Genomic DNA, 24,415 nt, shown 5'->3' with positions numbered 1-24,415 from the left:
CATCCACTCGGGCTGCCGAAGGCACAGCACGCGAGGGGCCGGAAACGTTCCCGCGCCGTCGCCGGCCGGGCGGCCTCGCCCGGTCCCTGGGGCGATCTGTCCCGCCGCGGACCGAGCATCGTGATGCAGTCACCCGGCGCGGCGGCGGGTTTGGCAGCAGACCGCCCCGTCCGGGTGCGGACCTCTCCTCCTCCGGAATGCGCCGCCGTGTCCAAGTGGTACCTCTACGGCATCGCCCTCGTGGCCGGGGTCGCGAACGCCATCGAGCCCGGCCAGAACGCCACGCTGGCGAAGGTCACGGGGCAGCCGATGCTCGCGGGCCTCTTCTGCTTCGGCCTCGCGATCGCCTGCTTCCTCGCCGCGATGGTCGTCGCCCGGCTGCGCGGCCGGACCCGGGCCGAAGCGGCCACGCCCGTCCCCTGGTGGGCGTGGCCGGGCGGCATCCTCGGGGCCACGGTCGTCCTGGCGCAGCTCTACATCTCCGAGAAGGTCGGCGCGGCGCCGTTCCTGGGCTGCGTGATCACGGCGGGCGTGGTCGGCTCCATCATCCTCGACCATCGCGGCCTCGTGGGCTTCGAGCGCCACCCCGCCGGGCGCTGGCGCGTCCTCGGCGGCGCGCTGATGGTCGCGGGCGTCGCCCTCGTGGCGGCGTTCTGACGGGTCGGTCGATCCGAACGCCTCGCACCCTCAGGATCCCAGCATGCTCTTCCTCTACGGCTTCGCGCTGCTCGCGGGCGTCGCCACCGCGATCGAACCGGGCCAGAATGCGGGCCTCGCCAAGTCCCTCGCGCGGCCGCTTCTCGCCGGCGTGGTGAGCCTCGTCGTCAGCGTCGCGGCGATCTCCGTCGCCATGCTGGTGACGGGGCAGTACGGGCTGCCGCCGGTGGACCGCCTCGCGCAGGTGCCCTGGTGGGCGTGGCTCGGCGGCCTGATGAGCGCGGGCCTCACGATGGCGCAGCTCTCCGTGTCCAAGCGGATCGGGGCCGCCACCTTCCTCGGGCGGATCGTGACGGCGGGCGTCGTCACGTCGATCCTGCTCGACCATTTCGGCCTGGTGGGCTTCAAGGTCCACGAGGCCGGCCTGTGGCGCGTCCTGGGCGGCGCCCTGATGATCGGCGGCGTCGGGCTCGTCGCGCGGTTCTGAAGCCCGCCCGGTCAGATCGTCCAGCCGCCGTCGATCACGACGGCCTGGCCGGTCGTGTAGGTCGCGCCCGCGAGGTAGACGGCGAGGTCGGCGATCTCCTCGAGCGTGCCGAGCCGGCCGATCGGCTGGCGCGCGATGAAGGCCGCCCGGGTCTGCTCGTAGTCGCCCTGCTGGCGGATGCGCTCCTGCAGCGACGGGCTCTCCACCGTGCCGGGGCAGATGGCGTTGCAGCGGATGTTGTGGCCGACATAGTCGGCGGCCACCGCCTTGGTCAGCCCGATCACCGCCGCCTTCGTCACCCCGTAGGCGCAGCGGTTGGGTACGCCCTTCACCGAGGAGGCGACCGAGGCCATGTTGACGATGGCGCCGTCCCGGCGCTCCAGCATCCCGGGCAGGACAGCCCGGATCGTGCGGATCATCGCCTTCACGTTGAGGTCGAGGGCGAAGTCGAGCTCGTCGTCGCGCATCTCCAGGATGGTGCCGGCGTGCACGGTGCCGGCGCAGTTGAACAGGATGTCGACCGCGCCGATGCGCGCGACCAGGGCCCTGACCGCGTCCCCGTCCAGCACGTCGAGGGTCGCGGTGCTGAGGGTGTCGGCGCGCAGCGCGGCGAGGGCGTCGGCGTTGATGTCGGTGGCGTGGACCCGCGCCCCGGCGCGGGCGAAGGCGAGCGCGCTGGCGCGCCCGATCCCCTGCCCCGCCGCCGTGACCAGGACCGTCTTTCCGGAAAGATCTGCCATTGCTCGCTCCAGCAGGCTGCGCGTCGCCGCGACGGTGTCCGGACCGGGTCGCGCGGGTCGCGCCCGGCGGGGCCGCCGATCAGGTCCGGAGGCCCGGCTGAGCGGCCCATCCTTGTAGGTTCTGACCGCGCCGGGCTCCAGGCCCGATCGTCCCGCGCGCCCCGCCCGGACACGACAGAGGCGGTGTTTCCAACATAGGCTGTCGCCCGCCCGCATCCGGCCCCGTATGGCGACTGCGATCACGAGCGGGGCAGCGCGTGCGCCGAAACCTACGACGCCTCTGGTCGGGCGAGGCCGGGATCACCTGGCGCGCCGCCATGCTGCTCGGCCTGCTCAGCAGCACCGTCTCGACGCTGTTCAGCCAGCTCACGGCGGCCCGGATCGGCCGGGACGCCGCCGTCGACTGGATGGTGGTCGCCGCGATCCCCCTGCGCGACGGCGCCCTCCAGGTGGATCCGTCCGGTCCGGTGATTCTCGCCGGCATCCTGTTCCACCAGTGGGCGGACTTCTCCTGGGCCGTGGTGTTCTTCGGCCTGCTCGGGCGCTGGACCGGCCGCCTCGGCCCCTGGACGCTCGCGCTGGTCGCGCCGGCCTGGGCGCTGCTCACCTCGGCGACCGAGTGGCTCGTGCTCGTTCCCCTGCTGCCGTTCCGGCAGCCGATCTTCCCCCTGGAGCAGCCCTACTGGATCGGCTTCCTGGTCCACGCCACCTCGGCCTCGCTCTACCCGCTGTTCCCGTACCTGCGGGACGCCGTCGCCGGGCGGCGCCCATCGCCGCATCGCCGGTTCGCGGCCGGCTGGAGCGGCGCCACGCTGCTGATCGGCGGGTTCCTCGGGGTGCTGGCGCTCCTCGGCGCGCAGGGTCGGGAGATCGCCTGGATGGGCCGCGACCCGGCCTTCGACCAGGCTTACATGCGGCGCATGATGGCGCACCATCGGCAGGGAATCGACCTCGCGAGGCTCGGGGCCGAGCGCGCGCAGGACGCGCATCTCCGGGCCCTCGCCCGCCTAATCGCCGCCGCCCAGAGCGGCGAGAACGCGGTCTTCGATCAGTGGTGGCGCAGTTGGTTCGGGGCCGCGTCGCAGATCTGCGCGCCGGCGGAAGAAGCGTCGATGCCGGGCATGCTGGAGCCCGGCCGGATCGACGCGCTCCGCGGGATGCCCGGCAAGGCCTTCGACGCGCAGTTCGTGGCGCTCATGACCGTCCACCACGTCGGCGCCATCCGGATGGCCGACGCCGCGATGGCCGAGGCGTCCGATCTCCGCCTGCGGATCATGGCGCAGGCGATCCGCCACGGGCAGCGCGGGGAGATCGCCCTGATGCGCGGGGTCGAGGGGCCCGAGGCGGTGCGGGTGGCGCTGGGCAACCTCGTCCTGCCGGCCGGCGACGCGGCCCCCGACCGGGCGGCCGCGGATCGGCCGGCCCCGTAGCGTCGGATCCGGGGCCGGCGTTCGGGCGTTCTCCCGGAATCGTCGTTCTATGGAGGATCGCCGTGGGGCTCGCCGCCTTCGTCTTCTTCGTCGTCCCGTGGATGGCCGTCGCGATCTGGATGTCGATGCGCCCGTCCGGCGCGCGCCTCGGTACGCCGGCCGCCCCCTGGCGCCCGCTGACCGATTACCCGCCGCCGGCCCGGGACCAGCGGCGGGCCGGCGAGACGCGGAGCATGGAATCGGGCTCCGCCCACGACGGCAAGCACGCGCCGATCGAGGCCGTCTAGGGCGCTCGCCGCCGCGGCGGATGCCGGCTCGGCGCGCGCGTCAGAACGCGGGCTTCGAGCCGGGTCAGGACTCCGCCTGCAGCAGGTGGAGGTTGAAGTCTCCGCCCTCGCCCTTCCAGAGGGCGCGGGGCTGCCAGCCGCTCTCGACCGCGAGCGCCCGGAAGGCGTCCGCCGGGTACTTGTGCGAGATGTCTGTCCGGATGCTCTCGGCGGCCGCGAACGCGATCGTCCGGTCGCCCAACCGGTAGGTGGCGGGCCGCGTCGCGACGAGGTGGGCCTCCACCCGCAGCGGGTCCGGGCAGATCCGGACGGCGTGCCGGAAATTGTCGCGGTCGAAGTCGGCGCCGAGTTCCCGGTTCAGCCGCGTCAGGATGTTGCGGTGGAACGCGGCCATCAGGCCGTCGGCGCGCCCGTAGGCGCGCTGCAGGCGGTCCGGGTCGGCGGTGCCGTCCGCGCCGACGAGGAACAGGCTCGGCCCGAGCGTCGCGCGCGCGCGCTCCAGGAACAGCCGGGCCTCGCGCGGATCGAAGTTGCCGATGCTCGTCCCCGGATAGAAGCCCAGGATGCCGCCCGGCCCCGCCGCGCGCGGCAGCCGCACCGGCTGCGAGTAGTCGGCGCAGACCGGGATCATCGGGATGCCGGGGTAATCGGCGGCCAGCCGCCGGATCGCGGCCTCCAGGTACGCCCCCGAGATGTCGATCGCCACGTAGGCCGCCGGATCGGGCAGCGCGTCGAGGAGCGTGCGGATCTTGCGGCTCGCGCCGCTGCCGAACTCCACGACCGTCACGCCCGGCGGCACCCGGCGCGCCGCGTCGGCGGCGGCCTGGGGCAGGACGGTCATCTCCTGCGCGGTCGGGTAGTAATCGGCGCTGTGGCAGATCCTGTCGAACAGGTCCGAGCCGGTCTCGTCCCAGAGATACTTTCCCGGCAGCGTCTTCGGCTCGGCGGTCAGGCCCGCGAGGGCGTCCTGGAGGAAGGCGTCGGTCGAGGCGTCGGTCGAGCTGTCGGTCGAGCTGTCGGTCATGGCCGGGTCGCCGGGCGCGTGGCGGTCAGGATCACGAGGGCGAGCCGCTCGACCGCGTCGTAGGCGTCGGTCGCCAGCTCCTCGCCGTACTCGTCGGGGTCGAACTCGCGGTAGGTCCCGTCCAGTCCGGACCGGCCGCAGAGGTCGGCCACGGCGTCGCGGAACGGGTCCTCCCCGTCGACGATCGCCGCGCCGGTGAACAGCACGAGGCTGCCGCCGGGCGCGAGCCGCCCGGCCGCCTGCTCGGCCACCGCGAGCGACAGCCCGGCCCCGAGGGGACCGCCGCCGTGCCGGTAGGCCCGCTCCGCCGTGTCGATCATGAAGGGCGGGTTCGACACGATGAGGTCGAACTGGCCCTCGACGTCGCGCAGCATGTCGCTGCGGCGGACGTCGACCCCGTCGGTCCCGGCGAGCCGGGCGTTGACGCGCGCCGCCCGCATGGCCGCCGGGTTGATGTCCACGAGCACCACCTCCGCGCCCGGCGCCCTCTTGGCGACGCAGATCCCGGCCGCGCCCGAGCCGCAGCCGATATCGACCGCCCGGCGCACCGGCCGCGACCGCCCCTCGAGATGCGCGATCACAGCCGCGGCGAAGCGCATCGTGTCGGGACCGAAGAACACCGCGTCGGCCGCGCTCGGGGGATACGCGGAATGCGCGAACAGCTCGCCGTCGAGGCTGGAGAAGCGCAGCGTCGGCCGCAGCAGCGGGCCGTCCTCGATCACGGCGCCGGCGGCCCGCATCAGGCGCAGGATCGGCTCCGGGACCAAGTCGGCGCGGAACGGCCGGCTCCAGCCGAACACGTCGCGCAGGCTCCGGGCCTCGGCGTTGCGCGGCCGGGCGTTGACGTGCGCGTGGGTGGCCGGCGTCACCGTGGTGAAGCTGTAGCCGGTCTCGCGCAGCGCGCGCCCCAGCGACAGCACCGCCTCCTCGTCCTCGGGAAACGGAACGGCGGTCGGAACGGAACGCGTCATCGGTCGGCCCTCAGCTGTCCATCTGGCGCACCACGAAGGCGCCCGATGCGAGATCGGCGGCGACCTGCTGGGCGTCCCAGGTCGGAGGCGCCTCTCCGCGGCGGAACGGGCAGGCCCAGTCGTCGGGAACGGCGCGTCCGCTGAACTGACGGGCTGCCGAGCTCTCGCCGTGCTGGGCGAGCATGGGATTGATCGTCCCGGTCCAGGCGGCGTCGCGGTCGACGATCGCGGTGCGCAGGCGCTCGTAGCGGCCCGCCGCGCGCAGCCGCTCGAACTGGTCGTGCAGGTTGAACACCAGGGCAGGCGTCTCGAAGCGCCGGGCCCGGCGGCTCGCCCCGGGATGCAGCCCGACCAGGAAGAACCCCTGGCCGCCGAGGCTCAGCGAGAAATGCGGATCGTCCGGGTCGGCGGCGACGCGGGGATCGTAGGCCTGACCGAGGCGCTGGTCGGTGTCGGAGAGCGACTGGACCCGGCGCCACAGCGCCGCCTCGAAGGCCTCCTCCGTGAGCGTGCGCGGCCCCTCGAACAGGACCGCGAAGCTCTGGAACAGGCTCGGCTGCGCGCGGTACCGACAGATGAAGGCGAGCAGGGCCGGATAGATGCGGGTATCGTCCCGATCGGAGGTGATGTCGCGGGCGACCACGATCTTCATCTGACCGCGCGAGAGGGCGGATTTGGCGCCGACGCAGGGAAACGGGGCATGCTGGATGAAGTCCCGGAACCGCGCGGCAACGGGATGATGCTCGTCATTCGTGGGAAGCTGCATGTGAGCGTTGGTTCACACCACCGAGATCGGGCGCGCACGCACACCCCCGCCCGACCGGCCGAGGTGTCGTCCCGACTTGAATGCCCGGAAAACCGGAGCTCGCGGGCATTGTTCCCGATCGAACACAGCCATGCCGCGATTAATGTATGTTAATCCTCGAATTTGGAGATCATAAATCGATTGAATACTTGAGTGGCGGTGACGGTGATCTCGATCGACCGGTGGCCGAATGCTCGGGGGTGCTCACAGGGCGCGCGGGATCGCGGTGCGGCAGCGCGGCCACGCTCGCCGCGTCGTGATCCGCGCCGGAGACGGCGTTAACCATCCGATTACCGCGCGATCCTAGCGCGATCGACTGAAACGGCGCCGTCGCGCCGGCCGGTCGCGCACGATGAACGCCGCATCTTACCTGTATTCCTGGTCCGCCGCCGCCGCGACGCACCTCGATCTGTTCGGTTCCCTGGGCCTGATCCTGGGTTTTACTGCAGGGGTGATGCCGCGGCGGACCTGGATCCTCGCGGCCTCGGCGGCCTGTGCGGCGTGCTTCGGTGCCCATTACCTCACGCTCGGGGCGCTCACCGGGACGGCGATGTGCGCCATCTCGGTGCTGCAGAGCCTCGTCTCTCTCCGCTGCGTCGGCGCGCCCGGCCGGAGCGGCTGGATCCCGCCCGTCTTCGCCGCGAGCACCCTCGCGGCGGCGTGCCTGACGGCGGCCACGTGGAACGGGTGGCCCTCGGCCTGCGCGGCGACGGGCTCGCTGCTCGCCACCGGCGCGCGCCTCCAGGCGGCGCCGCAGACGATGCGCCAGCTCTTCCTCGGCGCCTCCCTGTGCTGGGCCGGGCACAATCTCCTGGTCGGCTCGGTCTTCGGATTGACCTGCGACGTGCTGACGATCCTCGGCCTCGTGATCGCGCTGCTGCGCGCCGTCCCGGTCCCGCCGCTCGAGCCGGTCGGGCCCGACTGCGCGCGGGCGTGAGGCGCACCGGGCCTGCGGCGATCGATCCGGGAAACCCGCCGCGGCTCCGCTGTTGCACAGGTGCGGGGCCGTGCAGGCCCGCGGCCGAGGAAGAGAGCGGGACTTGCCCGAAGCGACCTATCCGCCCCTCGACGTGCTCAAGCCGGTGGCCGACGGCGTCTGGATCGTCGACAGCGGGCCGCTCCGCGCCCTCGGCATACCCCTGCCCGTCCGGATGACCGTCGTCCGCCTCGCGGACGGAGCGCTCTGGCTGCACTCGCCCACGCGCTTCGACGCGGGCCTGCACCGCGCGATCGCCGCGCTGGGACCGATCCGCCATCTGGTCGCGCCCAACATCGCCCACTGGACCTACCTGAAGGACTGGCAGGCCCAGTGTCCGGAGGCTCTGACCTGGGCAGCCCCGAACCTGCGCGAGCGTCGCCAGGTCCGCCGCTCCGGCCTGCGCGTCGACCGGATCCTGGAGGACGCGGCGCCGCCCGATTGGGCGGCGGACCTGCGCCAGGTCGTCGTGCCGGGCGGGTTCGGGTTCCGGGAGGTCGCGTTCTTCCACGGCGCGAGCCGCACCCTGATCCTGACCGACCTCGTCCTCAACCTGGAGCCCGCGAAGATGCCGGCGCTCCTGCGCCCGTTCCTGCGGCTCGCCCGCATGACGCCGCCGCACGGCGAGCCGCCGCCCTATCTGCGCCTCGTGATCAGGCTCCGGCGGCGCGACGCCGCGCGGGCGGCCGCGGATCTCGTCGGCCTCGCGCCGGAACGCGTCGTGTTCGCGCACGGCCTCTGGTTCGCCGCGGACGGTGCGGCACGTCTGAGACGCTCCCTCCGCTGGCTCGGGACGCCGTCCTGAGCATGGCCGCCGTCGGCGTCAGGCCGCGGCGATCCGCTGCCGCATGATCCGGACCCGGCCCCGCCGGCAGGTCCGCGGACAGCGGCGGCGCGACGGGCCCGATCGGGCCGAACCCGGCCGCCAGGAACCACTTCCCGGCATCCGCGTCGCGCCGCGCGATCAGCCCCTCGCGGCGAAGTTCCGGCCCCGCACCGCTCCGGAACACCGCCGGGACCGCGCGGTCGGCCAGCCACGGACCGGCGGCCGCGCAGGGCGGGATCGCGGACGTCCCGGCCTGAAGCCGGGACGACCCGGCCGGCTCAGGCGCGGCCCATGGCGACCGATCCGTCCGCCCGGTTCAGGGCGCTGACCCGGGGTCCGCGGAGACTCGGGTTCTGCTGCTCCAGCGCGTCGAGGACGGCGTTGGCAGCCTCGATGATCGCGCCCGGCGATCCGCCCGGGATCTCGGGCCGGATCGCCTCGGCGAGACGCGCGAGGCAGGTCTGCTCGATCTGCGGATGATCGGCGCCGGCGGCCTGGCGCCAGTAGGCGGCGTAGACGTTCTCGGCGATCGTTCGGGCCGTCCGATCGTCGCCCGGCGTGTCCTGCTCCATCGCGTCCCTGCCTCGATCGCGTGATGACCGGTACAAGGGCGGCGACGGCAGCGGTGCGTTCAAGGCTCTCCGGGGAAGTCCTTTTCCGGACCGTCCGCCCCGCCGCCTTCCACGCCTTCCACCCCTTCGGCGGGATCGGCTCCCTCGATCGCGCGGGCGAGTTCGGTCAGCACCTCCTCCACCATCGGCGGCCAGGGTGCCCGCTCCTCGTCCATCAGGCGCGCCGCGCCGACCAGCGCCGAGATCTGCGCCTCGTAGACCGGCCGGCCCACCAGCTGCGCGTAGCGCACCCGCGCCGCGAGCGCCGTGGCGAGGCGCTGAACCTCCGCGATCTTCGCGCTCGGCGCGCCGCTGCCGTCGCCCATCCGTCCACCCCCTCGGGATCCTCAGAGATCCTCATAGGCCATGGCCGGGATGCAGTCAGGACCGGCTACCAGGCTTCGAGGATCCGGCCGCCGACGAGGGCGACCACGAGGCCGACCAGCAGCGCCAGACCGATGTCCCGGAGCGGCGCGGTGATCCAGCCGGTCTCGGGAACCGGGGGCGCCACGAAGCGCGTCAGGCTCTCGGGCAGGGCCGGCGCCGGCGGCACGGACCTCCGCCGCAGGCCGTTGCGGATGCGGTGCATGGGCGCGATCCCCGGGCGACCTCAGGCGGTCTCGATCTGGCGGGACGCGGCCGCCGCCTGGGCCTTCCGCGCGGACGTCTTCGGGCGAACGAAATCGCCGAGCGGCTTGCAGGTCGGCAGGCCGATCACCTCGACCGAGCGGGGCGCGGCCTGCGGCAGCGCGGTGTGCGGAACCGGGGTCTCCGTCCCGTCCGCGGCCTCGGCCTGCCCGTCGGCGGAGTCCGGCAGCTCGACGCGGTGCCCGATCAGGTAGGCCTCGATATCGATGAGGCGGTGGCGCAGGCGCCAGATGTCGTTCTCGACGCCGTTGATCTGCACGAGGAGGTCGGAGACGGTGCCCTGACGCGCCGCGATGGCCGAGAGCACGGTGGCCCGCTCGTTCAGCAGAACGGCCTTGACGGTCGGGTTCATGACGTAGGCCTCCGAATGTTACGGCACCACGATTCGCGAATTCGGAAGCGAAGACAGTTCTCAAAATGGCTTAGCCGTTACGCCCGAAGGTGAGCCACCGCATTCGCTCGCCGAACGACTCGCGCCGCGACGGCGATCGCGCGGATGGCTGACGGAGGCGGACGGGAACTTCTCGCGCGCGCGTGCGTCAGTTTCGCACAGACCGACGCACGCAGCGCTGGGAGCTTCACATGTGCAGATCCGCGACTCTCGCCATGGCCGCCGCCCTGACTCTGGCCTCCGTCACCGCCTGGGCCGATCCCGTGAGCCAGACGGGCACCGGCGGCGGCCCCGCCACCACCGCCAAGGCGCCCCACACCGCCGCGACCGGCCAGACCGTGCCGAATCCCGGCGCCCTCGGCCCGAACGAAACCGGCAGCATCGAGCGCCGGGACGCCGTCGAGGAGCGCAACGACGCGATCACCCGCGGCATCTGCATCGGCTGCAGCCGCTGAAGTGTCGGTGCGCCGAGGGCGGGACGTCGATACGGCCGCGTCATGACCGCGGTTCATGGCCGGGGCGCCGCGGCCGCGGCCGGGGCTTGAAGCTGCGGCCGTCCTGGCCCAAATCAGCGCGCCTCACCAACCATGAACAGGAGTGAACACGTGGCAAACGAGTCTGTCGAACAGGCGGCAGAGAAGACCTATTACGGCCTGACCCTCTCGCAGCACGCCGAGCGGATCCGGAAGCTCGCGACGGAACGCGGCCTGACCGGGGAGACCTTCGACCGCGTGACCGCCCAGGCCGTGGCGATGATCCCGACCATCAAGGTGACCGACGCCGCCCAGCGGTGAGCCGGGCCGGGCCGATCACTGCTCGGCCCGCAGCCCCTTGAGGATGCGCCGGGCGATGGTGCGCACGGCCTCATCGTCCCGCGCCTCGCCCTCGACCGTATCCCACAGGTGGGCGAGGCTGCCCTCGAGTTCGTCCAGCAAGTCCGGGTGCCGCCGCGCCAGGAACCGCATCGTCCCGAACAGGAGATGCTCGGTCGCCATCTCGCGCCGGCGCGCCTCGGTGACGGGATCCGCGTGCGGTTTGGTGGTCTGATCGCTCATGGTCGAGCAACGGCCCGAGCGGGCCGCGGTTCGCCGGGCCGAGCGCGGTGCGACGCCGCGGATGGCACCGAGCCGGCGCGGCGCGCGCGACCGGGAACAGCGCCGGACCGGCCCGGTTTGCCGGTCAGGACAGGGCGTCCGGAGAGGGCAGACGATGGCCGAGGCGGATCCGCGCAAACCCGGGGACGAGGCCCCGCCCGGCACGCCGGGCACCGGCGAGAACCTGTGCCGGACCTGCGGCGGCACCGGCAAGGTCGCCGACGCGCAGTGCTCCGATTGCCGAGGCACCGGCACGGTGACGACCGGCATCGGCGGAGCCTGACGCCGCACCGCCCGCTCAGGGGTCCGCTCGGAGCCGCGGCGGGCTCAGCGCCGCAGCGCGCCGAACCACGCGGTGAGCGGTTCCACGAACGCCGCCCAGGTCCGCGACCACACCGTGCCGGTGCGCGCGTCCGCTGGGCGCGAGCCGGACATCAGGGCCGCCACCAGGGCATCCTCGCGGGTCTTGCACTCGTCGAGGGCGTTGCGCTCGTCGCCGGCGCGGCTCTGCCCGGTCGGCTGATGCCCCGAGGCGTCCCGCAGACAGCGGTGCCAGGCGCGCTCCAGCTCGGCCGGATCGGTCGCTCCGGCGGCCGGCCCTGCAACCGCAGGTCCGGTGGCCAGGAGGAGCATCGCGGACAAGCTGAGCACCGGCATGCGCATGCTCGCTCTATGCCCGATTCGCGCCCCGGAGGGATAGAACGTAGCAGCAACAGTGGTCGCGGCTCGGCGCGGTCGCCGGTCAGCCGGACCGGCCGTGCTTGGCCATCCGGCAGCTGTGATCCATCAGGTACTCGGCGCTGGCCTCCGGCTCCCGATACGCCAGCAGAATCATCCCGCCCCGCGGATCCCCGGGATCGGCCTCCACCGCCGCGAAGCTCGCGTCGTGCAGCCGGCCCTGCCAGCCGGGCACGCGGGCCAGCGCGGCGAACGGGTTGAACGCCGCCATCGCGTCCGCCGGGACCCGCATGGCGACGTAGGACACCTCCTCGAGCGGCACCGGGAACGGGGCCCAGCTCTCGCCGACGGCGTCGCCGTGGGCCTTCAGGGCCGCCACGACGCTCCGGCGCATGCAGTCGAGGTGGATGTGCAGCTGATCCTGGCTGCGGCCGCCCACGGAATTGACCTCCAGGCCGACCGCAGAGGCGGGCAGACGGCCCTGCAGCGCGTCCGACACGTAGTGCCGGGCCGCGAGCGCCGCCCGCCAGTAGGCCGCTCCCCGAGGCCCCTGGAGCACGGAGGCCTCGATGCCCGAGACGCTGTCGGTGGGCATCACCACCGTGTGGGTGGGCTGGCCCGGCGCGCGCAGCACCGCCGTTCCCGGGCGCGCCGCGTCGCCGAGGTCGACCGCGAGGCAGGGAAAGCTCCGGCCCGTGGCCTTCTTGGCGAGCACGCAGCCCTGCAGCGCCACCCAGAGCACGTCCCGGACCGGGTTGGCCGCGATGGCCGCCGGCATCGCCGCGAAGGCGAGGAGGGTCGCGACGACCAGAGTACCACGCATGATCAGATGTTCCGGTCCCCGGCCGTTGTTATGATACGTCCGGCGGCGCGCCAGCAGTGTACGCGGCCGCCGTCGCCGTGAGGTTACGTTTCCGCGATGCTGAGATGGAACGCGCAGTGGCAGGGCCTGATACGGGTCGCGGCCTGGATCCTGGTGGCGCTGATCGCCGCGGTCACGCTGGTGCCGATCGGCCTCCGCCCGGTGGTCACGGCCGATCCCAGCTTCGAGCGCGTCGCGGCCTACGCGGTGGCCGGGCTGCTCATGACGGTGGCCTACCCGCGGCACTGGCCCTGGATCCTGGCGGGCACCGTCGTCCTGGCCGGCGGCCTGGAAGCCGGCCAGACCCTCACCGGCACCCGCCACGGCCGGTTCGACGACTTCCTCGTCAAGGCCGCCGCCGGCCTCGTCGGGGCCCTGGCGGGCCGCCCGCTCGCGATCCTGGCCGACCGGCACCGCGCCGGCGGCACCGTGACCGGCACCACCCTGGCCGGCCGCGATCTGGGCGACCGCACCTGCGGCTGAGTCGCGGCGGGCCCGGTCCGCCGCCATCTCGGACACGGACGGCGCGCGGCGCCGCGGGCCGTCACCGCGCCCATGCCGCCGGTGCATGGCCGCGGCGCCGGTCCGGTGCCGGGCGACGGGCTCCCGGTGGAAACCGCCGAGCTTGACCCGCGTTGCCCGAAGGGGCTCTCACGCGGGGTGCTGCATGTTCGGCGCGGCCAAGCTCACGGGACGGTTCTGGTTTCGCAAGACGTGGACGGGCAAGCTGGTCCTGCTCGTCGAGGAGGAGAGACCGCGGTGGTTCGGCCGCTCCGGCCTCACCAAGCTTCGCTGGCGCGACGCCCGCCTCCTCGACCTGGCCGAGGCGCCGATGCGCACCCTGATGACTCTCGAGCGCAGCTACCGGGCCGACTACGCGGCCGGGCCCGCCCGGGTCCTGCAGGCCGTCGTCCCGCCCGGGGCGCGCGGCGCGATCACCACACCGATCGGAACCACGGCCAACGCCTGAGCGTCGCCGCGGCGCGAGGGCGCGGGCCGAGCATGGAGGGGCAGGGCTCGGCCCGCCTGTCGTTCGGCTTCTTACCCCCAAAGCCGGAGCGACCCTGCCAGTCACCATGGCAGGGTTAACGCTTCCTGAAGAGCCCGCGGCTGGCCGGTCGGTGGGCGGCGGCGGAACGCGCCGCGACCCGCGGGTCGGCCCCGGGGCGGCGGAAAGATCGGGCACGAAGAGCGCCATTGATCTATGTTGGTATTCGCCACTCCATTCGGTAGATAACAGGCATAATGGGTTATCTTCGTGCAGATAAGGCCTTGACTGTCGAGAAGCGAATCCACGTTCATGAATCACTCACACGTGAGAGGCGCCCATGGAAGATAGCAATCCTGCACCGCATCAGGACCCGATCGATTTCGTCGAGCTGACTGCCGATATTGTTTCGGCTTATGTCGCCAACAACTCCGTTCCGGTTCCCGACCTCCCGTCGCTCCTGTCCGGCGTCCACGCCGCGCTGGCCGGTCTCGGCCACACGACGGGCTCGTCCGAGCCGGAATTCAAGAAGGCGACGCCCGCGCAGATCAAGAAGTCGATCACGCCCGACGCCCTGATCAGCTTCATCGACGGCAAGCCGTACAAGACGCTGAAGCGGCATCTCACCGGCAACGGCATGACGATCGAGCAGTACCGGCAGCGCTACGGGCTGCCGCCGGACTACCCGACGACCGCGTCCAACTACTCGGCGATGCGCGCCGAGTTCGCCCGCAACGCCGGCCTGGGGCACAAGCGCCGCAGCCCGGCCGCCAAGCGGAGCGAGCCCGCGGACTCCGTCGCGGCGGATGCCGGCGCCGGCACCGGCACCGGCACGAAGGCCACCAAGAGCCGCAAGACCCGGAAGGCCACCGCGGAGGCGTGAGAGCCCCGGCCGCGCGCTCCGGCGCGCGCTCTGCCGGCGCCCACCGCGCCAGGACCTGAGATGACGGGACCGGGTACGGCCTCGCCGGACCCACCCGTCACCTCCCGGCCGGTCCCGGACCGGCCCGCGCCACACCGGCCCGTCCCGTGTGGGCCCCTCCGCCGGTCGGCGCGTCGGAACGACGCCTGCGGCCAGCCGTTGGGCCGGTTGAACGCCCGACCGCGCCCGACGGAGCCGAGCTTGACCCGATCGATCCCCGCCCTTCTCCTCGCCGCCGCCACGTTGGCCGCCCTTCCGGCCGCGGCCCTCGCGCAGGATCGGCCCGGAGCCGGAGCGGCACCTCCGGTCGAGACCGCGCCGAAGCCGGCAGCCGACACGAAGGATCCGGGCAAGACCGCCACGGAGGCCGTCACCCATCCGTCCGCCGTGCCGCCGGCGGAGGGCGAGGTCGGCACCGGCAAGCCCCCGGCCACCGGGGACGCCCCCACGACCGGCCGGTAACGTCCGCCCCGCGAACCCCACCCTGTTCGCCCGTCCGCCTGCGCGGCCGGCGGGCCTCTCCCTGTCGCGGCCGAGCCCCGTCGCGGCCAAGCATCGGCCCTGTCGGGCGAGGTGAGCCGGATCATGCGTCCAGACCGGGTCGTTCACACCGGCCGCGAGCCCATCGTCCCCGTTCGAGGCCCCGCCGGCACTGGGTCGCGCCTGCTGCGCCGGCACAGCGCCGGCATCGCCGCGCCGGACCCGCGTCTCTGGGCGCTGACCCTGGCGATCATCGCGGTCGACGCCGTCTGGATGGCGGCGTCCGGCATGGCCGTCGAGCCCCTAGGCTTCGGCCTCGCCGCCTTGGCCGTCCTCGTCCTGCTGCTCGCCGCGGCCTGCCTGAGCACGGTGAAGTCCGATCCGCCCCTGCGGGGCATGGCCCTGGCGAGCGCGTTCCTCATCGCCTTCACGGTGCCGGTGGCGGTCCTGCATTTCCTCGCCGCCGGGATCGGGCTGCCCTTCGTCGATCCGGCTTTGGCCCGCATCGAGACCGCCCTCGGCTTCGACTGGACGGGCCACGTGGCCTTCCTGGCGCGGCATCCGACCCTGTCGTGGTGGCTGGCGCTCGCCTACCATTCCAGCGGCCCGCAGGTCGGGCTCGTGGTGATCGCGCTGAGCGCGACCCGCCGGCTCGGCCGGCTCTGGACCTACATCCGGCTGTTTTCCGCGACGCTGCTGTGCGTGATCGGCCTCGCCGCCCTCCTGCCGGCGCTCGGCCCGTACGCCCACTACGCCCCGCGGGTCGTCCCGTCCGAGCCCCTGGAGACGGTCGGCGCGCTCTGGCACCTCGAGCCGGTGGCGCGGCTGCGGGCCGGCACCCTGCACACGCTGGCGCTCGGCGACCTGCGCGGCCTCGCGACCTTCCCGTCCTTCCACGTCTGCCTCGCGCTCCTCACGGCCTGGGCGCTGGCGCCGGTGCCGCTCCTCGGCCCCCTGGCCGCCCTGCTCAACGCCGCCGTGATCGTCGCGACCCTCGGGTCGGGCGGCCACTACCTGCCGGACGTGCTGGCGGGGGGGCTCCTGGCCCTCGCGGCCCTGGCCTGCCGGGCCCGGCGGCGCGGGCCGACGGCCGATCCGGCCGCGCGCGGTCCGGCCGCCCGGAGGATCGAGGCGCTCGACGCGATCGAGACGATCCGGCCCGCCGACGCCTGAGGGCCGGTCCGGCCGCGAACAACCCCGCGCCCGGCGGATTAGCCGAGGAGCGGAGAGGCGCGACGATGACCCGGACCCGGTGGACGACCCGCGACATGCCGAGTCAGGCCGGACGGCACGCGATCGTCACCGGCGCGACCAGCGGGCTCGGCTACGAGGCCGCCCTCGCCCTCGCGGGGGCGGGCGCCGCGGTCACCCTCGCCGCCCGCGACGGCGAGAAGGCCCAGCGCGCCATGGCGTCGATCCGGCACCGTCACCCGGAGGCGCGGCTGGCCTTCCGCCGCCTCGACACCGCCAGCCTCGCCTCCGTGCGCGCCTTCGGCGAGGCCTGCCGCGCGGACGGGCAGCCCGTCGACATCCTGCTGCTCAACGCCGGCATCGCCTCCGTGCCGCGGCGCGAGGAGACGGGGGACGGGTTCGAGCGCCAGTTCGGCACCAACTATCTCGGCCATTTCGCGCTGACCGGGCTGCTCCTGCCCCTGGTGCCCGCGCGGGTGACCTCCCGGATCGTCCCGGTGGCGAGCCTCGCCCACCGGCCCGGACGGATCCACTTCGACGACCTCCAGCTCCGGCGCGCTTACGGGCCGCAGAAGGCCTACCGGCAGTCGAAGCTCGCGATGCTGATGTTCGGGCTCGAACTCGACCGCCGCCTGAGGGCGGCGGGGGCGCCGATCCGCGCGATCCCGGTCCATCCCGGCGCCGCCCGGACGGACGTGTTCCGCCGCGGCGACCGGGCCGGCCCCGTCCAGCGCCTCGCCGGGCACCTGATCTTCGCGGTGATCGGCCAGCCCGCGGCGCGGGGCGCGCTGCCGCTGCTCTTCGCCGCCACCGCGCAGGAGGCCGAGGGCGGCGCCTATTACGGTCCCGACGGGATCTGGGAGCTGCACGGCCATCCGGCCCGGGCCGACATCGCCGCGCAGGCCCGCGACACCGCCGCCGCCGCGCGGCTCTGGTCGGTATCCGAGGCCCTCACGGGCGTCGACTGCACCGTCTGACCCCGCACCCCCGACGGGCGCCGCTTGCCCCCCGACCCCGCTCTCCATAGATCCCGACGATGACGGCACTCCCCTTCGACAACAGCTACGCCCGCCTGCCGGAGCGCTTCTACGCGCGCCGGCCGCCGACGCCGGTGGCGGCGCCGCGCCTCGTCCGGCTCAACCGCCCGCTCGCCGAGGAGCTCGGCCTCGACCCGGACTGGCTCGCCGGCCCGGACGGCGTCGCGGCGCTCGCGGGCAACACCGTCCCGGACGGCGCCGACCCGATCGCCGCGGCCTATGCCGGGCATCAGTTCGGCCAGTTCGTGCCGCAGCTCGGCGACGGCCGCGCGGTCCTCCTCGGCGAGGTCGTCGACCGCAGCGGGCACCGCCGCGACATCCAGCTGAAGGGCGCGGGCCCGACGCCGTTCTCCCGGCGGGGCGACGGGCGGGCGGCGCTCGGCCCGGTCCTGCGCGAGTACCTCGTCAGCGAGGCCATGGCGGCGCTCGGCATCCCGACCACCCGGGCCCTCGCCGCCGTGACGACCGGCGAGCGGGTCGTGCGCGAGACGCTCCTGCCCGGCGCGGTCCTGACCCGCGTGGCGGCGAGCCACATCCGGGTCGGCACCTTCCAGTTCTTCGCGGCGCGGGGCGACGTCGAGGGCCTGCGGGCGCTCGCCGACCACGTCATCGCCCGGCACCATCCGGACGCCGCCGGGGCCGCCAACGCCTACCGCGCGCTCCTGGAGGGCGTCGTCGCGGCCCAGGCCGACCTCGTGGCCCGCTGGCTGCACGTCGGCTTCGTCCACGGGGTGATGAACACCGACAACATGTCGGTCGCCGGCGAGACGATCGATTACGGGCCGTGCGCGTTCCTCGACGCCTACGATCCCCGGACGGTCTACAGCTCCATCGACCGCAACGGCCGCTACGCCTACGGCCAGCAGCCGCGGATCGCGCTCTGGAACCTGACGCGGCTCGCCGAGACCCTGCTGCCGCTCCTCGCCGAGGCCGAGGATGCCTCGGTCGCCGAGGCCGAGGCGGCGCTGGCCACCTACGCGCCGCGCTTCGAGGCGGCCTATCACGGCGGCCTCGCCCGCAAGCTCGGACTCGCCGAGACCCGGGACGGCGACCCGGCCCTGGCGGGCGACCTCCTCAAGCGCATGGCCGAGAACCAGGCCGACTTCACCCTGACGTTCCGCGCCCTCTGCGCCGCCGCGGAGCGCCCGGACGCCGACGCGACCGTGCGCGACCGGTTCGTCGATCCGACGAGCTACGATGCCTGGGCGGCCGACTGGCGCGCGCGGCTGGCGCAGGAGGCCCGCGACCCGGCCGAGACCGCCGCCGCGATGCGCGGGGTGAACCCGGCCTTCATCCCGCGCAACCACCGGGTCGAGGCGATGATCGAGGCCGCCGTGGAGCGGGACGACTTCGCGCCGTTCGCGACGCTCCTCGCCGTGCTGGCCCGCCCCTACGACGACCAGCCGGATCACGCCGCCTTCGCCGAGGCGCCCGCGGGCGGCGGCGTCGGCTACCGGACCTTCTGCGGCACCTGAGCCCGGGCGCCGCCGGTCAGGACCGCGGCCAGGTGAAGATCTCGCGCACCCCGCCCGCGTGGCGAAACCAGTGGACGCGGGTCGCTGGATTGAAACCGTGATCCTGGTACGAAGTGGCGATCACCGACACGAGAGTCTCGGCCGCCGAGCGGTCGTGAATATCGTAGGCCAGAAGTTTCGGAGCACCGTCGGTCTCGCGGGTGAGATCGCGAACCAGAATCGAATACGACATATCCCCCCCTCCTTTCGACACGAAGCATGTACTCAAGATTATATCTCCAACGCCAGGATCGTTCGCGGAAGGATCATGTAAAGGTTAAACAACGTTAACGGGAATGTGTTGATTTGATACGGCCCCGGTTGGACTCGCCGAGCGCGGCGGTCATCCCGGCGGTTCCGCGGGTCGCGACGCCGGATCGGTCCGGGGCGAGAGGCGAGGCTGTCGACCGGGCTCGAGCACCGAATCACGCCGCGGCACCGGCCCGAGAGCTGCTCCCGATCGTGTCGCAGCGGTCTGGACGGACGACGATCCGGGTGGAGAAAGTCGCGCCATGCCCCCTCTCACGTGCGGCACAGGCTCGGCGCGCCTCCGCCTCAACTCGATCGGGACCGGCCCTAGATGAAGGCGAGCGCCCGACCGGACCTGACGGGCGCCGGAGCGGACCCGGAGGCCATGGTGAAGCGGATCCGGGCGGGGCTCGTCGCGGCAGGACTCGCGCTGCTGGTCGCCCAGTGCGCGCCCACGCCCGGCGCGCCGGCGGGCGGGATCGTCGTCGCCTCCAAGCTCGACACCGAGGGCGGGGTGCTGGGCAACATCATCCTGCAGGCGCTGCAGGCCCGGGGCCTGCCGACCGTCGACAAGATCCAGCTCGGCGCGACCGCGATCGTCCGGCAGGCCCTGATCGAGGGGCAGATCGACGTCTACCCGGAATACACCGGCAACGCGGCGTTCTTCTTCGGGAAGGCCGATCTCCCGGTCTGGAAGGATCCGGAGGCGGCCTACGGCACGGCCCGGGACCTGGATCGCGCGGCCAACGACCTCGTCTGGCTGACGCCCGCCTCGGCCAACAACACCTGGGCGATCGCCGTGCGCCAGGAGATCGCGCGGGCCGCGGGCCTGAGGACCATGAGCGACTTCGGCCGCTACGTGGCGGGCGGCGGCGCGATCAGGCTCGCCGCCTCGTCGGAATTCGTGACCAGCCCGGGGGCGCTGCCGGCCTTCGGCCGCGCCTACGGCTTCACCCTCCGGCCGGACCAGCTCGTCATCCTGGCCGGGGGCGACACGGCCGCCACGATCGCGGCGGCGGCGCGGGGCACCTCCGGCACGAACGCCGCCATGGTGTTCGGCACCGACGGCAGCATGGCGGTCGCGCGCCTCGTGATGCTGGACGACGACAAGGGCGTCCAGCCGGTCTACCAGCCGGCGCCCGTGGTCCGCGGCGCGGTCCTCAAGGCCCATCCGGAGATCGCCGCGGTGCTGGACCCGATCTTCCGCAGGCTCGATCTGGCCACGCTCCGGGATCTCAACGGGCGGGTCCAGATCGGCGGCGAGCCGGCCTCCGCGGTCGCGGCGGACTTCCTCCGGCGGAACGGGTTCGCGCGCTGAGCCGGTCACGCGGACAGCGCCGCGACCCGCGCCTCCGCGGGCGGGGTCGTCGGCCGCCCGCGGGATCCCGCGTCGACAAGCCGGGGCTCCGTCGGCAAGGATGCGCGGCGGGGCGCCCGAGAGCGTCGCGACGCCGGTGACCCGCCTCATGACACCCGTCCCGCTTCAGTCCACCTGTGCGTCCCGGGACGCCGTCGGCGCGTGAGGACGGGATTACTGTCCGCGCCCGGGCGGCCGCGCCCGGGCGTCGATCCGCTGGGCGCGGCCTTCGCGGCCGTGCTCGGGGTGAGCCTGCTCGCCCTGCCGCTGATGACGACCCGGCCGAACCGGATCGCGGCCGGCACCGCGCTGTCGGCGTGGTCGGCGCTCCCGACCGGCGCGGCGCTCCTCCTCGGGGGCGTCGTCGCCCTGGCGCTGCCGCTGCTGGCCCTGCGGTCGGCGCCGCCCCTGCGGCTGGCCGCCGCCGCCGCGACCCTGCTGCTGCTCGGCCTCGCGGCCGGCTGGGCGGCCGACCACCTGACCGCGCCAGGCGACCGCTACGGCCGGGTCTCGCCGGATGCCGGCTGGTGGCTCGCCTCCGGGACGGCGGCCCTGGCGGTCGGCGACGCGCTGGCGCGGATGCGGCCAGGGCCGATCCCGCGGATCGCCCTGCTGGCCCTGCTGGTCGCCGCGACGGGGCTCGCCCTGCGCACCGGGTTCTGGGACAACCTCTCGGTCCTGCGGGAATATGCCGGCCGCTCCGACACGTTCGGCCGGGAGCTGCGGACCCACGCCGCCCTCGCCCTCACCTCGGTCGCGGCCGCCGCCCTCATCGGGATCCCGGCGGCCGCGCTGGCGCGCCCGGTCCCGCCCCTGCGGGCGGGCCTGCTCACGGGCCTCAACGTCGTGCAGACCGTCCCGTCCATGGCCCTGTTCGGCATGCTGATCGCGCCCCTGGCCTGGATCGGCCGAGAGGTCCCGGGCGCATCGGCCCTCGGCATCGCGGGGATCGGCGCCGCGCCGGCCTTCGTGGCGCTGTTCGCCTACGCGCTCCTGCCGGTGGCCGCCGCGACCGTCGCGGGCCTCGACGCCGTGCCCGGGCCGGTGCGCGACGCCGCCCGGGGCGTCGGCATGACCCTGCGCCAGCGGCTGTTCCAGGTGGACCTGCCCCTCGCCCTCCCGGCGATCCTGACCGGGATCCGGATCGTCCTCGTCCAGAATATCGGCCTCGCGGTGATCGCGGGCCTCGTGGGCGGCGGCGGCCTCGGCGTGTTCGTCTTCCAGGGCATCAGCCAGAATGCGGGCGACCTCGTCCTGCTCGGCGCGCTGCCGACCGTCGCCCTGGCGACCGGCGCCGCCGTGCTGCTCGACGCCGTCATCGACCTGAGCCGCGGCCGCGCGGCGGAGCGGACCCCATGATCGATCTCGCCGGGGTGAGCCGCGTCTTCGAGGGGCGCACGGTCGTGGCGGACGTCACCCTGCGGGTCGAGGCCGGGACGATCCTGACGGTGGTCGGCACCTCGGGATCCGGCAAGACCACCCTGCTGCGCATGATCAACCGCCTGATCGAGCCGAGCGCCGGGACGATCCGGATCGCGGGCCGGGACGTCCGGGAGGTGCCCCCGCACCTCCTGCGCCGCGGGATCGGCTACGCCATCCAGGGACACGGGCTGTTCCCCCACCGCACGGTCGCGGAGAACATCGCGGTGGTCCCGAAGCTCGTCGGCTGGGAGCGCCGGCGGATCGCCGCGCGGGTCGACGAGCTTCTCGGCCTGTTCAACCTCGATCCGGCGGTCTACCGGGACCGCCTGCCGGCGGCGCTCTCCGGCGGCGAGCAGCAGCGGATCGGCGTCGCCCGGGCGCTCGCGGCCGAGCCGCCGATCCTGCTCATGGACGAGCCGTTCGGCGCCCTCGATCCGATCATCCGCGGGCGGGCGCAGGCGAATCTGCTGGCGATCCAGGCGCGCTACGGCACCACGATCGTGCTGGTGACCCACGACATGACCGAGGCGCTCCATCTCGGCGACCGGGTCGCCGTGATGGATGGCGGGCGCCTGGTGCAGGAGGCCGCGCCGGCGGACCTCATCGGCGCACCCGCCACCGCCTTCGTCGGCGCCCTCCTCGGCAGCGGCGAGCGGGCCTTCCAGCTCATGGCCCTGCGCGTCGTGGACGATCTGGTCGAGCCCGGCCCGGCGCCGGGCCCGCCCATCCCGGCCGGGACCACGGTGCGGGCCGCCCTCGCCGAGAGCCTGTGGTCGCGGCGCCCGGCCCTGCCGGTCAGCCGCGACGGCGTCGTCCTGGGCCGGGTGACGCGGGAGGCCCTCGCGGCGCGGGGTGCCCGGCCGTGATCGGCGCCCCGCGGATCGCCCGGGCCGCGCTCCTCGCCCTGCTGGGGGCGTTCCTGGTCGCTCCGGGCCTGTTCGCGCCCCTGTTCCGGCCCTTCGCCCCCGGCGACGCGCCGCCGATCTACGCCCAGACGCCGCTGCTGACGCTCGCCGTCACCCACCTCCTGCTCGTCGCGGCCGCGACCACGATCGCGGCCGCGATCGCCCTCGGCCTCGCGGTCGCGGCCACGCGGCCGGCCGGCCGCGACGTGCTGCCGTTCGCCCGGTCGGTGGCCCGCATCGGGCAGACCTTCCCGCCCGTCGCGGTCCTGGCCCTGGCCGTCCCGATCCTCGGGTTCGGGGCGGTTCCGACCCTGATCGCCCTGGTCCTCTACGGACTCCTGCCGATCTTCGAGACCGCGCTCACCGGGCTCGAGGATCTCGACCCGGCGCTGATGGAGGCCGCGCGCGGCATGGGGCTGACCGACCGGCAGCGGCTCGTCCGCGTCGAGCTGCCCCTGGCGCTGCCGATGATCCTGTCGGGGATCCGCCTCGCCGCCGTCATCGGGCTGGCGACGGCGACCATCGGCTCGACGGTCGCGGCCAGCACCCTCGGCGAGGTGATCATTTCCGGCCTGCTCACCGGCAACACCGCCTACGTGCTGCAGGGCGGCCTCGCCGTGTCCGCGCTGGCCCTGCTGATCGATGGCGGCTTCCGAAGCCTCGAGCGCGAAGCGGCACGACGGGCTGGATTTCGTTCCTAGACGCGACTAGAACGCCAGCGGGGCCGTACGCGCGGCCCTGGGGCGTGGAACCCCCTGTCTGATGGTCGGTGCCGACCACAACGGCACCCGTATCCTTGACCACACGGTCGGGGAGCCTGCGGCGTATGTCCAGGCGTTCCGGCGCTAAAGGTCGTAGGGACCGTTCAGACACGGTTTTCCAACTCCCCGACTCGGGATGGTCGAAGGCTCGCTCGCGGGGGCGCACCGCGAGCCAGGGCCCGCCGGGAGGATGGGCCGTGGGTTCCAGCGATCCCGAGACGCGCAGGCGGCAGCTCGACCGGCTGCGCGCGGCCTACGAGGCCCATCCGGGCCGGCCGGACCGCGCGACCATCGGCAACGGCGCGCGGCACTCGCGGGCGCTCCTCGGACGGATCCTCGTGGCGCTCGGCGGACTGCCGGACGGGACCGGCCTGCCGGCGATCGGACCGCGCGGGAGCGGACGCGTCCGGACGTAGCGGCACGGGCCGCGGGCCACCGCCGGGAGACCTCACGGAGGCCGCCGTCCGGATCGTTTGCGAGAGGCTCGGCCGCTTCGCCGGCACGGTGGCCGGCGCGCCGCCGCACTGACGGATCGGAGCGACGGGACAGGCGGGCCGACTTGGCGGTAAGACGCCGCTCATGACCCCCGCCGACCGAGACCGGTTCGAGAAATGCCTCGCGCTCGCCGCCCAGGGCGCCACGGCGGGCGAGCGGGCGGCCGCCCGGGCCGCCGCCGAGCGCATCGCGCGGGGCGCCGGAATGACCCTCGCCGAGGCGGCCGAGGCGCTCCGGCGTGACGGGCAGGCCTCCGCCGACCGGGCGCCCCGCCCGCCTCCGCCGCGGCGGCCCTATCCCTGGGCGCAACCCAGGGCGCCCGTGACCCCCATCACGGTCGAGGAGTTGCTGCGCCAGAAGGCCGAGACGGAGGCGTGGCGCAAGCGGAGCGCGGCGGCCGCCGACCGCCGCCGGAAGCGGGAACGCGCCGACGAGGACGCCTACGTGGCGGAGCAGCGCGCCCGGCAGGCGCAGCGCGACCGGGACTGGGCGCGCGCCCGCGCGGATCCCCCGGGCGCGACGGGCGACGAGACCTGAGCGCCGGCCGGCCGGCTCAGCGGTGATGCCGCGGCCGCGCGCTCCGGTGCGCCCGCGCCCTGCGGTGCCG

Annotated in this window: 34 protein-coding genes; 22 read left to right on the top strand and 12 right to left on the bottom strand. The window is 74.0% G+C overall.

Going from position 1 to position 24,415, the window contains the following annotated elements:
• Positions 1–207 precede the first annotated feature (207 nt).
• Together ME121_RS16820 and ME121_RS16815 are read left to right on the top strand one after the other, a co-directional pair.
• Positions 208–657, top strand: coding sequence for a DMT family transporter (locus ME121_RS16820; protein WP_024828504.1), 450 nt, complete (start codon positions 208–210; stop codon positions 655–657).
• 43 nt (positions 658–700) lie between these two features.
• On the top strand, positions 701–1,144 hold the full coding sequence (locus tag ME121_RS16815; RefSeq protein WP_059409233.1) for a DMT family transporter: 444 nt from the start codon (positions 701–703) through the stop codon (positions 1,142–1,144).
• Positions 1,145–1,155: 11 nt separating this feature from the next.
• Here ME121_RS16815 and ME121_RS16810 read toward each other — a convergent pair whose 3' ends face one another.
• Positions 1,156–1,884: an SDR family oxidoreductase gene (locus tag ME121_RS16810; RefSeq protein ID WP_059409231.1), complete on the bottom strand. Its 729-nt coding sequence runs from the start codon at positions 1,882–1,884 to the stop codon at positions 1,156–1,158.
• 257 nt (positions 1,885–2,141) lie between these two features.
• On the opposite strand from ME121_RS16810, the gene ME121_RS16805 reads away from it, so the two are divergent.
• The gene (locus ME121_RS16805) at positions 2,142–3,314 is read left to right on the top strand and encodes a DUF305 domain-containing protein (protein ID WP_043374294.1); all 1,173 of its coding nucleotides are present in this window, start codon (positions 2,142–2,144) and stop codon (positions 3,312–3,314) included.
• Positions 3,315–3,376: 62 nt separating this feature from the next.
• Positions 3,377–3,601, top strand: a complete 225-nt coding sequence (locus tag ME121_RS16800; protein ID WP_012321825.1) for a hypothetical protein — start codon at positions 3,377–3,379, stop codon at positions 3,599–3,601.
• Between the two features lie 64 nt (positions 3,602–3,665).
• On the opposite strand, the gene egtD is transcribed toward ME121_RS16800, so the two are convergent.
• Genes egtD through gntA form a run of 3 tightly spaced genes read right to left on the bottom strand, consistent with a single transcriptional unit; the run spans position 3,666 to position 6,362 of the window.
• Positions 3,666–4,625: an L-histidine N(alpha)-methyltransferase gene (egtD, locus tag ME121_RS16795; protein ID WP_059409230.1), complete on the bottom strand. Its 960-nt coding sequence runs from the start codon at positions 4,623–4,625 to the stop codon at positions 3,666–3,668.
• Positions 4,622–5,596, bottom strand: a complete 975-nt coding sequence (locus tag ME121_RS16790) for a methyltransferase (protein ID WP_059409228.1) — start codon at positions 5,594–5,596, stop codon at positions 4,622–4,624. The genes egtD and ME121_RS16790 overlap by 4 nt, the downstream gene beginning before the upstream one ends.
• A gap of 10 nt (positions 5,597–5,606) precedes the next feature.
• Positions 5,607–6,362, bottom strand: coding sequence for a guanitoxin biosynthesis heme-dependent pre-guanitoxin N-hydroxylase GntA (gene gntA / locus ME121_RS16785; protein ID WP_024828508.1), 756 nt, complete (start codon positions 6,360–6,362; stop codon positions 5,607–5,609).
• 391 nt (positions 6,363–6,753) lie between these two features.
• Between gntA and ME121_RS16780 the strand changes: the two genes are divergently transcribed.
• Together ME121_RS16780 and ME121_RS16775 are read left to right on the top strand one after the other, a co-directional pair.
• Positions 6,754–7,338 (top strand): YgjV family protein, encoded by a 585-nt coding sequence (locus ME121_RS16780; protein ID WP_012321821.1) that lies wholly within the window; start codon positions 6,754–6,756, stop codon positions 7,336–7,338.
• 103 nt (positions 7,339–7,441) lie between these two features.
• Positions 7,442–8,182: a DUF4336 domain-containing protein gene (locus ME121_RS16775; protein ID WP_029360732.1), complete on the top strand. Its 741-nt coding sequence runs from the start codon at positions 7,442–7,444 to the stop codon at positions 8,180–8,182.
• 299 nt (positions 8,183–8,481) lie between these two features.
• On the opposite strand, the gene ME121_RS16770 is transcribed toward ME121_RS16775, so the two are convergent.
• From ME121_RS16770 to ME121_RS16755, 4 genes are all read right to left on the bottom strand, one after another.
• Positions 8,482–8,775 (bottom strand): hypothetical protein, encoded by a 294-nt coding sequence (locus ME121_RS16770; protein WP_012321819.1) that lies wholly within the window; start codon positions 8,773–8,775, stop codon positions 8,482–8,484.
• 59 nt (positions 8,776–8,834) lie between these two features.
• The gene (locus tag ME121_RS16765) at positions 8,835–9,140 is read right to left on the bottom strand and encodes a hypothetical protein (protein ID WP_024828511.1); all 306 of its coding nucleotides are present in this window, start codon (positions 9,138–9,140) and stop codon (positions 8,835–8,837) included.
• 65 nt (positions 9,141–9,205) lie between these two features.
• Positions 9,206–9,403: a hypothetical protein gene (locus ME121_RS16760; protein WP_012321817.1), complete on the bottom strand. Its 198-nt coding sequence runs from the start codon at positions 9,401–9,403 to the stop codon at positions 9,206–9,208.
• Positions 9,404–9,424: 21 nt separating this feature from the next.
• Positions 9,425–9,814, bottom strand: a complete 390-nt coding sequence (locus tag ME121_RS16755) for a hypothetical protein (protein WP_012321816.1) — start codon at positions 9,812–9,814, stop codon at positions 9,425–9,427.
• 230 nt (positions 9,815–10,044) lie between these two features.
• Between ME121_RS16755 and ME121_RS16750 the strand changes: the two genes are divergently transcribed.
• Both ME121_RS16750 and ME121_RS16745 read left to right on the top strand, forming a co-directional pair.
• On the top strand, positions 10,045–10,308 hold the full coding sequence (locus tag ME121_RS16750; RefSeq protein ID WP_012321815.1) for a hypothetical protein: 264 nt from the start codon (positions 10,045–10,047) through the stop codon (positions 10,306–10,308).
• A gap of 150 nt (positions 10,309–10,458) precedes the next feature.
• Positions 10,459–10,647 carry a hypothetical protein gene (locus tag ME121_RS16745; protein ID WP_012321814.1) on the top strand — a complete coding sequence of 63 codons (189 nt, stop codon included), beginning with the start codon at positions 10,459–10,461 and terminating at the stop codon, positions 10,645–10,647.
• 15 nt (positions 10,648–10,662) lie between these two features.
• Here ME121_RS16745 and ME121_RS16740 read toward each other — a convergent pair whose 3' ends face one another.
• Positions 10,663–10,908, bottom strand: a complete 246-nt coding sequence (locus tag ME121_RS16740; protein ID WP_012321813.1) for a hypothetical protein — start codon at positions 10,906–10,908, stop codon at positions 10,663–10,665.
• Positions 10,909–11,062: 154 nt separating this feature from the next.
• Between ME121_RS16740 and ME121_RS33715 the strand changes: the two genes are divergently transcribed.
• Complete coding sequence (locus ME121_RS33715; protein WP_012321812.1) at positions 11,063–11,230, top strand: hypothetical protein; 168 nt, start codon at positions 11,063–11,065, stop codon at positions 11,228–11,230.
• 44 nt (positions 11,231–11,274) lie between these two features.
• Here the strand turns inward: ME121_RS33715 and ME121_RS16735 are convergent, their stop codons facing one another.
• Together ME121_RS16735 and ME121_RS16730 are read right to left on the bottom strand one after the other, a co-directional pair.
• Positions 11,275–11,604 (bottom strand): hypothetical protein, encoded by a 330-nt coding sequence (locus ME121_RS16735; protein ID WP_244413132.1) that lies wholly within the window; start codon positions 11,602–11,604, stop codon positions 11,275–11,277.
• An 85-nt stretch (positions 11,605–11,689) separates the two neighbouring features.
• On the bottom strand, positions 11,690–12,448 hold the full coding sequence (locus ME121_RS16730; RefSeq protein WP_059409227.1) for a CDP-diacylglycerol diphosphatase: 759 nt from the start codon (positions 12,446–12,448) through the stop codon (positions 11,690–11,692).
• A 96-nt stretch (positions 12,449–12,544) separates the two neighbouring features.
• Here ME121_RS16730 and ME121_RS16725 point away from each other — a divergent pair, with 96 nt between their 5' ends.
• The 7 genes from ME121_RS16725 (at position 12,545) to ME121_RS16695 (ending at position 18,580) form a co-directional block, all read left to right on the top strand.
• Positions 12,545–12,970, top strand: a complete 426-nt coding sequence (locus tag ME121_RS16725; protein ID WP_059409225.1) for a hypothetical protein — start codon at positions 12,545–12,547, stop codon at positions 12,968–12,970.
• 184 nt (positions 12,971–13,154) lie between these two features.
• A complete protein-coding gene (locus ME121_RS16720) occupies positions 13,155–13,457 on the top strand; it encodes a hypothetical protein (protein WP_059409224.1) in 303 nt (100 codons plus the stop codon).
• A 358-nt stretch (positions 13,458–13,815) separates the two neighbouring features.
• Positions 13,816–14,358 (top strand): Ros/MucR family transcriptional regulator, encoded by a 543-nt coding sequence (locus ME121_RS16715; RefSeq protein ID WP_012321807.1) that lies wholly within the window; start codon positions 13,816–13,818, stop codon positions 14,356–14,358.
• 240 nt (positions 14,359–14,598) lie between these two features.
• On the top strand, positions 14,599–14,859 hold the full coding sequence (locus ME121_RS16710) for a hypothetical protein (RefSeq protein WP_024828515.1): 261 nt from the start codon (positions 14,599–14,601) through the stop codon (positions 14,857–14,859).
• Between the two features lie 123 nt (positions 14,860–14,982).
• Positions 14,983–16,050 (top strand): phosphatase PAP2 family protein, encoded by a 1,068-nt coding sequence (locus tag ME121_RS16705; RefSeq protein WP_059409223.1) that lies wholly within the window; start codon positions 14,983–14,985, stop codon positions 16,048–16,050.
• Between the two features lie 65 nt (positions 16,051–16,115).
• A complete protein-coding gene (locus tag ME121_RS16700; RefSeq protein ID WP_012321804.1) occupies positions 16,116–17,045 on the top strand; it encodes an oxidoreductase in 930 nt (309 codons plus the stop codon).
• Positions 17,046–17,104: 59 nt separating this feature from the next.
• Entirely contained in the window at positions 17,105–18,580 is a 1,476-nt protein-coding gene (locus tag ME121_RS16695; protein WP_059409222.1) for a protein adenylyltransferase SelO, read from the top strand.
• Positions 18,581–18,596: 16 nt separating this feature from the next.
• On the opposite strand, the gene ME121_RS16690 is transcribed toward ME121_RS16695, so the two are convergent.
• A complete protein-coding gene (locus ME121_RS16690) occupies positions 18,597–18,812 on the bottom strand; it encodes a hypothetical protein (RefSeq protein ID WP_024828518.1) in 216 nt (71 codons plus the stop codon).
• 441 nt (positions 18,813–19,253) lie between these two features.
• Here ME121_RS16690 and osmF point away from each other — a divergent pair, with 441 nt between their 5' ends.
• The 6 genes from osmF to ME121_RS16660 all read left to right on the top strand — a co-directional run bounded on the left by osmF (position 19,254) and on the right by ME121_RS16660 (position 24,345).
• Positions 19,254–20,186 (top strand): glycine betaine ABC transporter substrate-binding protein OsmF, encoded by a 933-nt coding sequence (osmF, locus tag ME121_RS16685; RefSeq protein WP_089231585.1) that lies wholly within the window; start codon positions 19,254–19,256, stop codon positions 20,184–20,186.
• A gap of 201 nt (positions 20,187–20,387) precedes the next feature.
• Positions 20,388–21,584: an ABC transporter permease gene (locus ME121_RS16680; RefSeq protein WP_059409221.1), complete on the top strand. Its 1,197-nt coding sequence runs from the start codon at positions 20,388–20,390 to the stop codon at positions 21,582–21,584.
• Positions 21,581–22,513 (top strand): ABC transporter ATP-binding protein, encoded by a 933-nt coding sequence (locus tag ME121_RS16675; protein ID WP_059409219.1) that lies wholly within the window; start codon positions 21,581–21,583, stop codon positions 22,511–22,513. The genes ME121_RS16680 and ME121_RS16675 overlap by 4 nt, the downstream gene beginning before the upstream one ends.
• Positions 22,510–23,253, top strand: a complete 744-nt coding sequence (locus tag ME121_RS16670; protein WP_012321798.1) for an ABC transporter permease — start codon at positions 22,510–22,512, stop codon at positions 23,251–23,253. The genes ME121_RS16675 and ME121_RS16670 overlap by 4 nt, the downstream gene beginning before the upstream one ends.
• Before the next feature lie 257 nt (positions 23,254–23,510).
• Entirely contained in the window at positions 23,511–23,729 is a 219-nt protein-coding gene (locus ME121_RS16665; protein WP_012321797.1) for a hypothetical protein, read from the top strand.
• Positions 23,730–23,892: 163 nt separating this feature from the next.
• Positions 23,893–24,345 (top strand): hypothetical protein, encoded by a 453-nt coding sequence (locus tag ME121_RS16660; RefSeq protein WP_024828521.1) that lies wholly within the window; start codon positions 23,893–23,895, stop codon positions 24,343–24,345.
• Positions 24,346–24,415: the final 70 nt, after the last annotated feature.

This window comes from Methylobacterium sp. ME121 (assembly GCF_000974725.1).
In the GTDB taxonomy this organism is placed as follows: domain Bacteria; phylum Pseudomonadota; class Alphaproteobacteria; order Rhizobiales; family Beijerinckiaceae; genus Methylobacterium; species Methylobacterium radiotolerans.
This window is presented reverse-complemented; position numbering and strand designations above follow the sequence as displayed.